The sequence below is a fragment of the Streptomyces capitiformicae genome (assembly GCF_002214185.1).
Classification (GTDB): domain Bacteria; phylum Actinomycetota; class Actinomycetes; order Streptomycetales; family Streptomycetaceae; genus Streptomyces; species Streptomyces capitiformicae.
The window spans coordinates 6996857-7010271 of sequence record NZ_CP022161.1; the positions used below are offsets into that span (position 1 = coordinate 6996857).

Annotated in this window: 12 protein-coding genes; 4 read left to right on the forward strand and 8 right to left on the reverse strand. The window is 70.0% G+C overall.

Annotated elements, in window-relative coordinates; translation table 11 throughout:
• The first annotated feature begins 63 nt into the window (after window positions 1-63).
• Window positions 64-1407 (forward strand): UDP-glucose dehydrogenase family protein, encoded by a 1344-nt coding sequence (locus CES90_RS31245; protein WP_189782708.1) that lies wholly within the window; start codon window positions 64-66, stop codon window positions 1405-1407.
• Between the two features lie 261 nt (window positions 1408-1668).
• On the opposite strand, the gene CES90_RS31250 is transcribed toward CES90_RS31245, so the two are convergent.
• Window positions 1669-2175 (reverse strand): CGNR zinc finger domain-containing protein, encoded by a 507-nt coding sequence (locus CES90_RS31250; protein ID WP_189782709.1) that lies wholly within the window; start codon window positions 2173-2175, stop codon window positions 1669-1671.
• Window positions 2176-2272: 97 nt separating this feature from the next.
• On the opposite strand from CES90_RS31250, the gene CES90_RS31255 reads away from it, so the two are divergent.
• A complete protein-coding gene (locus tag CES90_RS31255) occupies window positions 2273-2635 on the forward strand; it encodes a VOC family protein (RefSeq protein WP_189782710.1) in 363 nt (120 codons plus the stop codon).
• Here the strand turns inward: CES90_RS31255 and CES90_RS31260 are convergent.
• The 4 genes from CES90_RS31260 to CES90_RS31275 all read right to left on the reverse strand — a co-directional run bounded on the left by CES90_RS31260 (window position 2632) and on the right by CES90_RS31275 (window position 6916).
• Window positions 2632-3837 (reverse strand): dipeptidase, encoded by a 1206-nt coding sequence (locus CES90_RS31260; RefSeq protein WP_189782711.1) that lies wholly within the window; start codon window positions 3835-3837, stop codon window positions 2632-2634. The two genes, CES90_RS31255 and CES90_RS31260, sit on opposite strands and share 4 nt — an antisense overlap.
• 104 nt (window positions 3838-3941) lie before the next feature.
• Window positions 3942-5129, reverse strand: a complete 1188-nt coding sequence (locus CES90_RS31265; protein WP_189782712.1) for a dipeptidase — start codon at window positions 5127-5129, stop codon at window positions 3942-3944.
• 105 nt (window positions 5130-5234) lie between these two features.
• Window positions 5235-5759: a 5-(carboxyamino)imidazole ribonucleotide mutase gene (purE, locus tag CES90_RS31270; RefSeq protein ID WP_189782713.1), complete on the reverse strand. Its 525-nt coding sequence runs from the start codon at window positions 5757-5759 to the stop codon at window positions 5235-5237.
• The gene (locus CES90_RS31275; protein WP_189782714.1) at window positions 5756-6916 is read right to left on the reverse strand and encodes a 5-(carboxyamino)imidazole ribonucleotide synthase; all 1161 of its coding nucleotides are present in this window, start codon (window positions 6914-6916) and stop codon (window positions 5756-5758) included. Before CES90_RS31275 ends, purE begins: the two co-directional genes overlap by 4 nt.
• 202 nt (window positions 6917-7118) lie before the next feature.
• Between CES90_RS31275 and CES90_RS31280 the strand changes: the two genes are divergently transcribed.
• Window positions 7119-7676 (forward strand): GtrA family protein, encoded by a 558-nt coding sequence (locus CES90_RS31280; RefSeq protein WP_189782715.1) that lies wholly within the window; start codon window positions 7119-7121, stop codon window positions 7674-7676.
• A gap of 294 nt (window positions 7677-7970) precedes the next feature.
• Here the strand turns inward: CES90_RS31280 and CES90_RS31285 are convergent, their stop codons facing one another.
• Both CES90_RS31285 and CES90_RS31290 read right to left on the reverse strand, forming a co-directional pair.
• Window positions 7971-9239: an ATP-binding protein gene (locus CES90_RS31285; RefSeq protein ID WP_189782716.1), complete on the reverse strand. Its 1269-nt coding sequence runs from the start codon at window positions 9237-9239 to the stop codon at window positions 7971-7973.
• Window positions 9240-9558: 319 nt separating this feature from the next.
• Window positions 9559-10236: a response regulator transcription factor gene (locus tag CES90_RS31290; protein ID WP_189782717.1), complete on the reverse strand. Its 678-nt coding sequence runs from the start codon at window positions 10234-10236 to the stop codon at window positions 9559-9561.
• 404 nt (window positions 10237-10640) lie between these two features.
• Between CES90_RS31290 and CES90_RS31295 the strand changes: the two genes are divergently transcribed.
• Complete coding sequence (locus CES90_RS31295) at window positions 10641-12185, forward strand: peptide MFS transporter (protein ID WP_189782718.1); 1545 nt, start codon at window positions 10641-10643, stop codon at window positions 12183-12185.
• 25 nt (window positions 12186-12210) lie between these two features.
• Here CES90_RS31295 and CES90_RS31300 read toward each other — a convergent pair whose 3' ends face one another.
• On the reverse strand, window positions 12211-13368 hold the full coding sequence (locus CES90_RS31300) for a nuclear transport factor 2 family protein (RefSeq protein ID WP_189782719.1): 1158 nt from the start codon (window positions 13366-13368) through the stop codon (window positions 12211-12213).
• Window positions 13369-13415 lie beyond the last annotated feature (47 nt).

A 13415-nucleotide genomic window follows, 5' to 3' on the forward strand; every position in this document is an offset into this window, starting at 1 on the left:
GCCGAACACGCCCCGACTATGCTCGTGCAGCGCACTCACGGCCGCATATCCCAGGAGCACTCCATGGCCCTCAAGATCACTGTGATCGGTACCGGCTATCTCGGCGCCACGCACGCCGCCGCCATGGCCGAGCTGGGTTTCGAGGTGCTCGGGCTCGATGTCGTCGAAGAGAAGATCGACATGCTCCGCAGGGCCGAGGTCCCGATGTACGAGCCGGGGCTCGAGGAGCTGTTGCGCAGGCATGTCGCCGGGATCGAGGGGTCCACCGGGCGGTTGCGCTTCACGACCGACTACGCCGAGGTCGCGGCCTTCGGTGACATCCACTTCGTGTGCGTGAACACCCCGCAGCGGCACGGCGAGTACGCCTGCGACATGTCGTACGTCGACGCCGCCTTCGCCGCGCTCGCCCCGCATCTGACGGGCCCGGCGCTGGTCGTCGGCAAGTCCACCGTGCCCGTCGGATCCGCCGACCGGCTGGCCGCCTACCTCGCCGAGCACGCGCCCGTCGGGGAGGACGCCGAGCTGGCCTGGAACCCGGAGTTCCTGCGCGAGGGCTTCGCCGTGAACGACACACTGCACCCCGACCGGATCGTGGTGGGGGTGAGGAGTGAGCGCGCCGAGAAGCTGTTGCGGGAGGTGTACGCCACACCCATCGCCGAGGGCTCGCCCTTCGTCGTCACCGACTTCCCGACCGCCGAGCTGGTGAAGACCTCCGCGAACTCCTTCCTCGCCACCAAGATCTCGTTCATCAACGCCATGGCCGAGATGTGCGAGGCCTCCGGGGGCGATGTCGCCAAGCTGGCGGAGGCCATCGGGCACGACGACCGGATCGGCAAGAAGTTCCTGCGGGCCGGCATCGGCTTCGGCGGCGGCTGTCTGCCGAAGGACATCCGGGCGTTCATGGCGCGCGCCGGTGAGCTGGGGGCCGACCAGGCACTGACGTTCCTGCGCGAGATCGACTCCATCAACATGCGCCAGCGCGGGCAGATGGTCGAACTGGCGCGACAGGCGCTGGGCGGCGGCCCCTTCCTGGGCAAGCGCGTGGCCGTCCTCGGCGCCACCTTCAAGCCCGACTCGGACGACGTACGCGACTCACCCGCCCTGAACGTCGCCGGGCAGATCCACCTCCAGGGCGGCCAGGTCACGGTGTACGACCCCAAGGGCATGGACAACGCCCGGCGGGTCTTCCCGACCCTCGGGTACGCCGAGACCGCGCTCGACGCCGTACGGGGCGCCGACATCGTGCTGCATCTGACCGAGTGGCGCGAGTTCCGCGAGCTGGACCCGGCGGCGCTGGGCGAGGTGGCGTCGAAGCGGCTGCTGCTGGACGGCCGCAACGCGCTGGACCCGGCGCTGTGGCGCAAGGCCGGGTGGACGTACCGGGCGATGGGGCGGCCTACGGCGTAGGGGCCCACGGGGCCGGGCATGAAGGTGACGCCGTTCCGGCCGAGGCTCAGTCGGCCGGAACGGCGTCTTCTCCTATTGTCCATGGTCTGGGTGGCGGGTGGGGCGCGAAGCGCCTTCTTCACAGCTTCGCGGTTCATGGCTTCGCGGTTCATGGCTTCGCGCTTCACAGCTTCGCGCTTCATGGCCCGCGCTTCACAGCTTCGCGCTTCACAGCTTCGCGCTTCATGGCCCGCGCTTCGTGGCTTAGCGATCAGTACGCGGTCACTTCGCGCGGTATCTGCGCATCTTCGCGCGTGCCCCGCACACCTGCATCGAGCACCAGCGGCCGCGGCCGGCCGGGCTGCGGTCGTAGTACGCCCAGTGGCAGTCGGCGGCCTCGCAGGCCTTGAGTCGTTGCCAGGTGCCGGCGGCGAGGGCCTCGGCCACGGCCGCCGCCACACGGGAGACCAGTGGGGCCGGGTCGGTGGCGGGGCGCAGGGACGCCGAGCCGTCCTCGGCGGAGATCGCGACGACGAGGGGCGCGGCGGTCAGGAGTGCGCCGAGCGGGGTCACCGGGCGGTGCGGTGGGTGGCCGGCGTGGGCCAGCAGTGCCACCCGTAGGGATTCGCGCAGCTCCCGTATGCCGGACAGGTCCTCACCCTCCGCGAGGTCGAGACGCGCCCGGCCTTCCGGTGTCTCCAGGGCGTCGGTGCCCGACTCCAGGTCCAGCGTGTTCACCAGGCTCTCGATGAGGGCCAGGCCACCGGGGGCGGGCGCTCTCTCGCTCATGCTTGCGATGTTACCCCCTGTGCGGCAGCATGGAGTAACCGTTACCGATTACCCGCTTGCACAGGTAACCGAATCTCGCAGCTGAGGAGAGAAGGCCATGGCCATCGCCAAGCTGGATGTCGTCGTACTGGACTGTCCCGACCCGGTCGCGCTCGCCGGGTTCTATGCCGGGGTGCTCGGGGGGACGGTCGTCGAGGATGCGGACTGGGTCGATCTGAAGCTGCCGGGGGGTGGGGTCTCGTTGGCGTTCCAGGCCGCGCCGGGGTTTGTGCCGCCGGAGTGGCCCGCGCCGGACCACTCGCAGCAGTTTCATCTGGATCTGACCGTGGAGGACATCGATGCCGCGGAGAAGGAGGTGCTGGCGTTGGGGGCGCGGCCGTTGGAGGTGGAGGATCGTGAGCGGAGCTTCCGGGTGTACGCGGACCCGGCGGGGCATCCGTTCTGCCTCTGCCGGTGCTAGGCGCTTCTGACGGAGATTCCCGGTGATCCCCCTGCTCGGCCGTCCAGGTCTGCGATCTTCGCCGTCGAGGCCTCTCTGCGGTCCTGGGCGGCTCTGGCCGTGAAGTCGGCCGTGCGAAGGACTCGTTGGACGTTGCCCCAGGTCAGGAGGGCCAGGTCGTCCTGGGACCAGCCTCTGTGCAGCAGCTCGGCCACCAGGCGGGGGTAGCAGGAGGCGTCGGCCAGGTTCTGGGGGTGGGCCGCGCCGGAGTCGTACGTGCCGGAGAGGCCCACGCACTCGGGGCCGGCGATCGCCCGGACGTGGTCGAGGTGGTCGGCGACGTCGCCGATGGACGGGCCGATCTGTTCGGCGGTGAGCGGGACCATGCACAGGCCGTGGGCCTCGCCGAGTGCGGCGAGAAGGTCGTCGGGGAGGTTCATGGGGTGGGGGCGCAGGGCCTGGGCCGCCGAGCGGGTGCAGAGGACAGGGGAGCGCGAGACCGCCAGGGCCCGGCGGATGGTGCGCTCGGAGGCGCCGGAGACGTCGGCGAGGACGCCGACGCGGTTCATCTCGCGGACCACTTCCTCGCCGAACCGGCTCAGCCCGGCCTCGCCCGCCCAGGAGGCGCCGGCGAGGGTGACGGCCTTCACGCCGAGGGCGTGCAGGGCGCGGAGGATGCCGAGGGAGTCGCCGAGGGAGGGGGCCCCGGCCGGGCCGAGCAGAATGGCGACGCGGCCGCAGTTACGGGCGTCGGTGGTCTCCCCCGCGCTGTGCACGAGCCGCAGGCCCTCGGGGTGGGCGTGGACCACCGTCCGGACCAGGTCCAGCTGTTCGAGGGTGGCGCCGACGGCGCGCTCGCCCGTCAGCCCGTCCGACAGGTGCAGCGACCAGAACAGCGCGCCGATGTGGCCCTTGCGCATCCGCGGCACATCGGTGTCCACGCCGCCCTCGCCCAGTTCGAGGTCGTACGAGGGGAAATGGCGCAGCACCCAGGGCAGTCCGCTGTAACCGTCGGCCACGGGGTGGGCGGCGAGGAAGTCGTGCGCCTCCGCCAGCCCGTCCGGGTCCTCCAGGTCCTGCTCATCCTCCAGGACCTCCAGGTCCTTCAGGTCCTTCAGGTCCTCCAGCCCTTCGGGGGCGGCCTGGGGCGCCTCGGCGCGGGGCGGCGAGTCGAGCGCGCCCGCTGCCGCTGTCGCTTCGAGTTCGTCCTGCAGGTCTGCCATGGCGGACCTCCGTAGCCGGTCGGTGAACGCAGTTACCGTCACCGTGGCACGGCGGCCGCCCGCCTTCCTGGTGGGTGGGGCGTTCGGGGTAACCGGCCCGGGTGTCACCCGTCGAGCTGCTCCAGCGTCGCGTTCGACGGGGCCGTACGGGACCGCAGGTCACTGGCCACGTCCTCGGCCGCGCCCAGCACACGTACAGCGTTCTGCCAGGTCAGCTTGGTCAGGTCGGTCCGGGACCAGCCGCGGTCGAGGAGTTCGGCGATCAGGTTCGGGTAGCCGGAGACGTCGTCGAGGCCGTCCGGGGTGAAGGCCGTGCCGTCGTAGTCGCCGCCGATGCCGAGGTGGTCGATGCCGGCGACCTCGCGCATGTGGTCGAGATGGTCCGCGACCGTGGACACCGTGGCGATCGGGCGTGGGTTCCGCTCCTCGAAGGCGCGGTGGATCGCCATGGCCTCGGGGGTGGTGTCGAGGTGGTGCAAGCCGTGGGCGCGCAGGTTCTCGTCGGCGGCGGCCGTCCAGTCGACGGCGGCCTGGAGCACGAACTTCGGCACGAAGGTCACCATCGCCACTCCCCCGTTCGCGGGGAGGCGTTCCAGGACGTCGTCCGGGATGTTGCGGGGATGGTCGCAGACGGCCCTCGACGAGGAGTGGGAGAAGATCACCGGGGCGACGGAGGTGTCGAGCGCGTCGCGCATCGTCGTCGCCGCCACATGGGAGAGGTCGACGAGCATGCCCTCGCGGTTCATCTCCCTGACGACCGCGCGGCCGAAGGCCGTGAGGCCGCCGACCGCCGGGTCGTCGGTCGCCGAGTCCGCCCAGGCGATGTTGTCGTTGTGGGTGAGCGTCATGTAGCGGACGCCCAGCGCGTACAACGCCCGCAGGGTGGCGAGGGAGTTGTCGATGGAGTGGCCGCCCTCGGCTCCCATCAGGGAGGCGACGCGGCCCTCGGCGCGGGCCGCCTCCATGTCGGCGGCGGTCAGCGCGGCCCGCAGCGCCGCCGGATAGCGGTCGATCAACTGCCGTACGCAGTCGATCTGTTCGAGGGTCGCGGGCACGGCCCCCGGCCGGGCTGCTGCATGTGAGGGCACGTACACCGACCAGAACTGCGCCCCGACGCCGCCCGCGCGCAGCCGGGCCAGGTCGGTGTGCAGATGGGCGCTCTGGTCGGTGGCGATGTCGCGGGCGTCCAGGTCGTAGCGGACCTGCTCGCGCAGCGCCCAGGGCAGGTCGTTGTGCCCGTCGGCGACGGGGAACTCCCGCAGCAGTTCCCGCGCCCGGTCCAGTGATGTCATACCCGTCTCCCCCATGGTGCCCATCGTCCCGGTCGTCCCCGTCATTCCGTCACGTCCACTTCCCGAAGGCGGTGCCACGTCTACTTCCCGAAGGCGGAGCTGCGTCTACTTCCCGAAGCCGAAGCCGCTGTCGGAGCCCTCGACCTTGGCGCGCAGGCGCTTGCCCTTCTCGGTGGCCTGGTCGTTCAGCTCCTGTTGGAACTCCCGCATACGGCCGAGAAGTTCCTCGTCCTGGGTGGCCAGGATGCGGGCGGCGAGCAGACCGGCGTTGCGGGCGCCGGCGACGGAGACGGTCGCGACGGGCACACCGGCCGGCATCTGCACGATCGACAGCAGGGAGTCCATGCCGTCGAGGTACTTCAGCGGCACGGGGACGCCGATGACCGGGAGCGGGGTGACGGAGGCGAGCATTCCGGGCAGATGGGCGGCGCCGCCCGCACCCGCGATGATCACCTTGATCCCCCGGTCCGCGGCCTCCTCGCCGTACGCGACCATCTCGCGCGGCATCCGGTGCGCGGAGACGACATCGACCTCGAACTCGATCTCGAACTCGTCGAGGGCCTGAGCGGCGGCCTCCATGACGGGCCAGTCGGAGTCCGACCCCATGACAATGCCTACGACAGGGCTCATTCGGTGATCGTGCCTCTCAGGTATCCGGCGGCGTGACGGGCGCGGTCCAGCGCGTCGTCGAGGTCGTCGCCGTAGGTGTTGACGTGGCCGACCTTGCGGCCGGGCTTCACGTCCTTGCCGTACATGTGGATCTTGAGCCGGGGGTCGCGGGCCATGCAGTGCAGGTAGGCCGAGTACATGTCGGGGTAGTCACCGCCGAGGACGTTGACCATGACGGTCCACGGCGCACGCGGGCGCGGGTCGCCCAGCGGCAGGTCGAGGACGGCCCGTACATGGTTGGCGAACTGGCTGGTGATCGCGCCGTCCTGGGTCCAGTGGCCCGAGTTGTGGGGGCGCATCGCCAACTCGTTGACGAGGATGCGTCCGTCGCGCGTCTGGAAGAGTTCGACGGCGAGATGGCCGACGACGTCCAGTTCCTTCGCGATCCGCAGGGCCATCTCCTCGGCCCGGAGGGCGAGCGCCTCGTCCAGGTCGGGGGCGGGTGCGATGACCGTGTCACAGACGCCGTTCACCTGCTGCGACTCGACGACCGGGTACGCGACGGCCTGACCGTGCGGCGACCGTACGACGTTCGCGGCCAACTCCCGTACGAAGTCGACCTTCTCCTCGGCGAGGACGGGGACGCCGGCGCGGAACGGTTCGGCGGCGTCCTCGACCGAGCGGACGACCCACACGCCCTTGCCGTCGTAGCCGCCGCGGACGGTCTTGAGGATGACCGGAAAACCGTCATCCTCGGCCCCTTCAGGAAGCCCCTCGGCGGCGAAGGCCGCCACATCCGCCGGATCGGCGACGATCCGGTGCCGGGGGCACGGGACGCCGATCGCGTCGAGCTTCGCCCGCATCACGCCCTTGTCCTGGGCGTGCTGCAGAGCGTCCGGGCCCGGGCGTACGGGGATGCCGTCCGCCTCCAGGGCCCGTAGATGCTCGGTGGGTACGTGTTCGTGATCAAAGGTGATCACGTCGCAGCCCTGCGCGAACTCGCGGAGCGTGTCGAGGTCGCGATAGTCGCCGATGACGACATCGCTCACCACCTGCGCCGCGGAATCCTGAGGGGTGTCACTGAGAAGCTTGAACCTGATGCCGAGCGGGATGCCCGCCTCGTGTGTCATACGAGCGAGCTGACCCCCGCCGACCATGCCGACTACCGGGAACGTCACACCCCCAGGGTATCGGCCACGGAATCGGCCACTCCCGGGCGTCCGATTTCCCCTGCCTTTTGCGCCCTGGGCGCGGGCTGTGAGCTGCCCCACAGGCATTGCCAAGGGGTGCTGGTTAGCATGGCTGAACCAGTGATTTTCGACCGACGATCCATCCATTTCGGACATAACAGACCGGACCGAGCGACGGGGGCCGCACACGATGGGAAGTACCACCTCGGGGCCTCATGCGAAGCCCCGCGGCGTCCTGCGCCGACGGATCGACCAGTTCGTACGTGAGGTCGTCAAGTTCGGGGCGGTTGGCGGTGCGGGGCTGCTGGTGAATCTCGCCGTGTTCAACCTCGTACGGCACACCACCGACCTCCAGGTCGTGCGGGCCAGCGTCATCGCCACGGTCGTCGCCATCGCCTTCAACTACGTCGGCTTCCGCTACTTCACGTACCGGGACCGCGACAAGAGCGGCCGTACGAAGGAGATGACCCTCTTCCTGCTGTTCAGCGCGGTCGGCCTGGTGATCGAGAACGGCGTGCTGTACACGGCGACGTACGGCTTCGACTGGGACAGCCCGTTGCAGAGCAACATCTTCAAGTTCCTCGGCATCGGCATCGCGACCCTCTTCCGGTTCTGGTCGTATCGCACATGGGTGTTCCGCGCGCTGCCCGCGCGAGCGGCGGTCGCCAGCGCCGAATCGTTCCTCGAAGCGGGGGCCGCCCATCCGCCTGCCCTTACCGGGGGTGCGGTGAAGCGACCGCCCCGCTAGACGCTAGGTCCTGTCGTCAAACTCCCGTCGTCGTCCGGAGGGCGGCCTCGCGCCCGCCGCGGCAGCGGCTGATGTCCGCGTAGGTGCGTGCTCTCAGCGTGCCGGGCGGAAGGCCCCGTAGATGCACTGGATGTACTTGGGCTTTCGCCCGGTGCGGCGGTGGGGGCCCTCCCGCTCATGGGGCCCCTCCCGCTCGAGCGAAGCCGAGAGTGGGGGAGAAGTCGAGAGGGGGGAGCGTGCATGGCGTCGCGCGGCAGACGGGAGTTCGACGACAGGGCCTGAGGCCGCGAACCCTCAGCGAACCGGCCGTTCCTCCACGCCCGACGGCATCTTCGGCGTGCGCGACAGGAACAACGCGAACACCGGCGGCTTCGCCTGGAGCATCTCCAGGCGGCCCCCGTCGGCCTCCGCGAGGTCGCGGGCGACGGCGAGACCGATCCCCGTGGAGTTGCGCCCGCTGATCGCCCGCTCGAAGATCCGCGCCCCGAGGTCGGCGGGAACGCCGGGCCCCTCGTCGGTGACCTCGATCACCGCCTGGTTCCCGGTCACGCGCGTACGCAACGCCACCGTGCCGCCACCGTGCATGAGCGAGTTCTCGATCAACGCGGCCAGCACCTGCGCCACCGCGCCCGGCGTGCCCACGGCCTGAAGGTGCCGCTTGCCGGAGCTGACGACGGCCCGGCCGGCGCTGCGGTAGGCCGGGCGCCACTCCTCCAGTTGCTGCTTGATGACCTCGTCGAGCTCGAAGGAGACGGCCGAACCGTTGCGCGGATCACGGGAGTTGGTGAGGAGCCGCTCCACGACGTCCGTCAGCCGTTCCACCTGGGTCAGCGCGATGTGCGCCTCCTCCTTCACCGTGGCCGGATCGTCGGTGAGGGTGATCTCCTCCAGCCGCATGGACAGCGCGGTCAACGGCGTACGCAGCTGATGGGAGGCGTCCGCCGCGAGGCGCCGCTCGGCGGTCAGCATGCGGCCGATGCGCTCGGCGGAGGAGTCCAGCACATCCGCGACCCGGTCCAGCTCCGGGACGCCGTACCGCTTGTGGCGGGGGCGCGGGTCGCCGGAGCCGAGGCGTTCGGCGGTCTCGGCGAGGTCGGTGAGGGGGGAGGCGAGGCGGTTGGCCTGGCGTACGGCGAGGAGGACGGCGGCGACGACGGCGAGCAGGGCGACCGCCGCGATGATCAGCAGCGTACGGCCGACTTCGCGGCTCACCGCCGAGCGGGACTCCTCGACCGTGACGATCTCGTTCTTCTCGCCCTTGGCTCGGTGGCGGATGACGTCGCCGGTGGGCTTCTCGCCGATCTCGATCGGGGGCTGGCCGGGGATCTCGATCCGGGCGTAGCGCTCGTCGCCGACCTGGTCGCGGAGGACCTTGGCCGTGATGCGCTCGTCGCCGATGATGCGGCTGTCCACGATGCTCGCCAGCTGCACCGCTTCGGATTCGACCTGTTTCTGGGCGCTGTTGCTGATCGTGCGGGTCTCGACGATGACGAGGGAGACGCCGAAGACCGCGATGACGACGAGGACCACGGCGAGGGTGGACTGGATGAGGCGGCGACGCACGGTTGCCCTCCGGGCGGGCGGGGTGTTCCTGGACCTTCGATTGTGCGGCACCCGGCGGTCGGGGTCGGGCGGGGGTGGGTACCGCTTACCGGCGCGTGCAGGGTGCCGCTGCGCCCACCCTCCCCCACTCTCGGCTTCTCCCCCACTCTCGGCTTCGCTCGAGCGGGAGGTGCCCCATGAGCGGGAGGTGCCCCATGAGCGGGAGGTGCCCCTATCGCCCCAGCGGCACGATTGCCCGTAGCCATGACGACAGGGTGGGCAGCCGCCTCAGCGGCGCGACTGCCCGCAGCCAAGACCGTTCGCCGCCCCCGGCCGCGCCTCAGTTCTTCTCGAAGCGGAAGCCCACTCCTCGTACCGTCGCGATGTAGCGGGGGTTCGCCGCGTCGTCGCCCAGTTTCTTGCGGAGCCAGGAGATGTGCATGTCCAAGGTCTTCGTCGACGACCACCACGTCGTGTCCCAGACCTCGCGCATCAGCTGGTCGCGGGTGACGACCCGGCCCGCGTCGCGCACCAGCACCCGCAGGAGGTCGAACTCCTTGGCCGTGAGCTGGAGTTCCTCCTCGCCCATCCAGGCGCGGTGGGACTCGACGTCGATGCGGACGCCGTGCGTGGCGGGCGGCTGCTGGGGCTCGGCGGCGCCGCGCCGGAGCAGGGCCCGGACGCGGGCCAGCAGCTCGGCCAGCCGGAAGGGCTTGGTGACGTAGTCGTCGGCGCCCGCGTCGAGGCCGACGACGGTGTCCACCTCGTCGGCGCGCGCGGTCAGGATGAGGATCGGGATGGTGTGGCCCTCGGCACGCAGTCGGCGGGCCACCTCCAGGCCGTCCATACCGGGCAGCCCCAGGTCCAGGACGACCAGGTCGACACCACCCTGCATTCCGGCGTCCAGCGCGGTGGGGCCGTCCTCGCGGACCTCCACCTCGTACCCCTCCCGGCGCAGTGCGCGAGCCAGCGGCTCCGAGATGGACGCGTCGTCCTCGGCGAGCAGTACACGGGTCATGCAGTGATGGTAGTCCGCCGAGAACCGCAGGTGGAGGGTGATCGGCAAGCACGCTTCACACCGTTCTCCGGCGCTTTTCTTACCTCCACCGGGCATGATCGAATTCGGCGGCGCTCCGGAGCGGGACTGGTGAAGATCCAGAGGAATTCCTGCACAGCCAGGCAATGCGATCCCACGAATGGCCTTCGAATGTGCGATCGCAGTCCCCTTCTTACCTGTGATTCACACCTCAATCCTCTCCATCCGCTTAAGCGTTCTGGCGTATGGTGTATCACCGGCCGGGCCCCGAGTCCGCGAGACGCACTGCCGCGTCAACGCGCGTAGACAGCCCGGTGCCGACTGCCCCGCCCCCACCACCGGGCGCGCACCCCCACGTGCAGCGTCCCGACCTGCAAGGAACGACCATGGCGTCCAGCCTGACGAAGGACTCGGCCGGCGGGGGAACCCCCGGCGCCGAGCCCACCTTCTTCGGCCACCCCCGCGGACTGGCCACTCTCTTCATGACCGAGATGTGGGAGAGGTTCTCCTATTACGGCATGAAGGCCCTGCTCACCGTCTACCTGCTCGCCGGCGGCCCCGACGCCGGCAAGGGGAGCATGGGCGGCGGCCTGGCCATGGACCTGGCCACCACCACCACGATCGTCGCCGTCTACTCGGCGATGGTGTACCTGCTGGCGATGCCCGGCGGCTGGCTCGGCGACCGCGTCTGGGGCCCCCGCAAGACGGTGACGATCGCCGCGGTCACGATCATGTGCGGGCATCTGGTGCTGGCGCTGCCCGGCGGTCAGGCCCCGTTCTTCGCGGGACTCGCGCTGGTCGCGGCCGGTTCCGGTCTGCTGAAGGCCAACATCTCCACCATGGTGGGCCACCTGTACGACGGCCCGGAGGACCCGCGGCGCGACGGCGGCTTCACGATCTTCTACATGGGCATCAACGCGGGTGCCTTCTTCGCCCCGCTGGCCATCGGCACCGTCGGCCAGGAGGTCAACTGGCACCTCGGCTTCGGTCTGGCCGCCGTCGGCATGGCCATCGGTCTCGCGGCCTTCCTCGCCGGCACCCGGACCCTGAGCCCGAAGAGCGACCTCGTCCCCAAGCCGCTCGCCGCCGAGGAGCGCGCCTCGTGGCTGCGCAAGGGCCTGCTCTGGCTGTCGGTCGCCGTCGTCTTCTACGGCGCCGTGGGCCTGACCGGCCACTTCACCCTGAACTGGGCGATGATCCCGCTCACGGTCATCGGTCTGATCGTCCCGGCCGGTGTGCTGCTGCGCATCAAGCGGGACAAGGAGCTGACGACCGCCGAGCAGTCGAAGATGACGGGCTACATCTGGTTCTTCGTCGCCGCCGCCGTGTTCTGGATGATCTACGACCAGGGCGCGTCCACCGTCCAGGCGTTCGGCTCGAACAAGGAGAAGGTGGCGGGCTCGCTGCTCGGCTTCGAGTTCCCGACCTCCTGGTACCAGTCGCTGAACCCGCTGTTCATCATGGCGCTGGCCCCGGTCTTCGCCTGGCTCTGGCTGTGGCTGAACCGCAAGGGCAAGGAGCCAAGCACCGCCGTGAAGTTCGCGATGGCGCTGGTGCTCATCGGCGTCTCGTTCTTCTTCTTCCTGATCCCGTTGCAGATGGCGGCGGACGGCACCCTGGCCGGCCCCATGTGGCTGGTGGGCATCTACTTCATCCAGACCGTGGGTGAGCTGTGCCTGTCGCCGGTCGGTCTGTCGGTGACGACGAAGATGGCTCCCGCCAAGTACGCCAGCCAGATGATGGGCGTGTGGTTCCTCGCGGTCACAGCGGGCGACTCGGTCACGGGGCTGCTCTCCAACTCCGCCGTCGGTGGTTTCGACCTCAGCGGCACCGGCATGGTCGCCGTCGAGGCCACCCTCGCCGTCCTCGCGGGTTTCGCGGTCCACATGTACCGCAGGAAAGTCAGGGCCCTCACGGGCGACGTCCACTGAGACTGCCCGGCGACTGAGCAGTGGCTCAGGAGTGCCGGTGGTAGGCCTTGTTGGCGATGCGCCAGCTGTCGTCGGCGCGGACCAACAGGAAGATGTCGGTGAACGTGTCCGCGCCGTGCGAGAGCGTCATGGTCGCGGTCGCGACGTTGCCGTGGACGTCGATCGCGTCGATACGGCGCGAACGGATCGGTTCGTCCGGTGCCGGCCGGCCCTGGAAGAGAGCGCAGTACTCGTCCAGGCGCCAGGAGACGAATGCGCCGTCCCGGATCCCTTCGATGTGGGCGGTGGCAAGGAACGCGTCGCGGAAGTGGGTGGGATCGCCGGTGGCGTGTCCGCGGATGTAGGCGCGGAGCGGTTCGAGCACGGTGTCCTCCACGGCGGAGACCGTGGCGGCGATGGCGATATCGGCCTCGGGAGCGGCAGGAGTGTCGGCCACGCCGGCCGCGCTGCGCAAGGGGGTGTCCGACACGGCGGCCAGCAAAGCCATGTCCTTGGTCAGCGCATCGATCGTGAATTCGGCCGTGGCAGCGGGCGACTCGCCGAGGAGGAAGGGTCGCTTGCGGGCCACCAACCCGCCGAGCTGGCCGAGTTCGAGGACGTCCAGTACCTGGGCACGGGGCAGGCCGAGCGCGTCGCCTTGCCGCAGTGAGTCACGCAGCGCGAGGACGGCTCCGGCGAGGCTGTTGTTGGCGATCAGCTTGAGTGCGGCGGCGGTGGAGGCGTCGTCCACGGGCCGGACGGTGCCCAGCGTTTCCAGAACCGGTCGGACTCGGTCGAGTGCGTTCTGGTCGGCGGCGGCGAGGATCTGCAGGGCTCCGGCGGCAACGGACGGCACCGAGCCGAGCAGCGGCGCGTGGACGTAGGACTGGCCGAGTTGCCGGGCCAGCCTCGATGCTTCGGCGGGGGCGATGGTGCTGGTGTTGAGCACGATCGTGTCCGTTCGCAGCGCGTCACGGACGTCGTCGAGGACCTGCTGGCAGGCCGGGCCGTCGAACAGTGCCAGGAGTACGAGGTCGGCCTGGGCCACGGCCTCGTTCGGGTCGTCGGTCAGCTTGACGGTGCCTGATGTACGCCCTGAGCGGGTCCAGCCGACGACGTCCCAGTCCTGGGCAGCCAGTCGTGTCGCCATCGCGCTGCCCATGCGTCCCAGGCCGAGGACGGCGATCGTGTGGGGTGTGGTCATGCGCGCCACAGTGGTGCACCGCGATGGATGCGACAAGCGCAGATTTC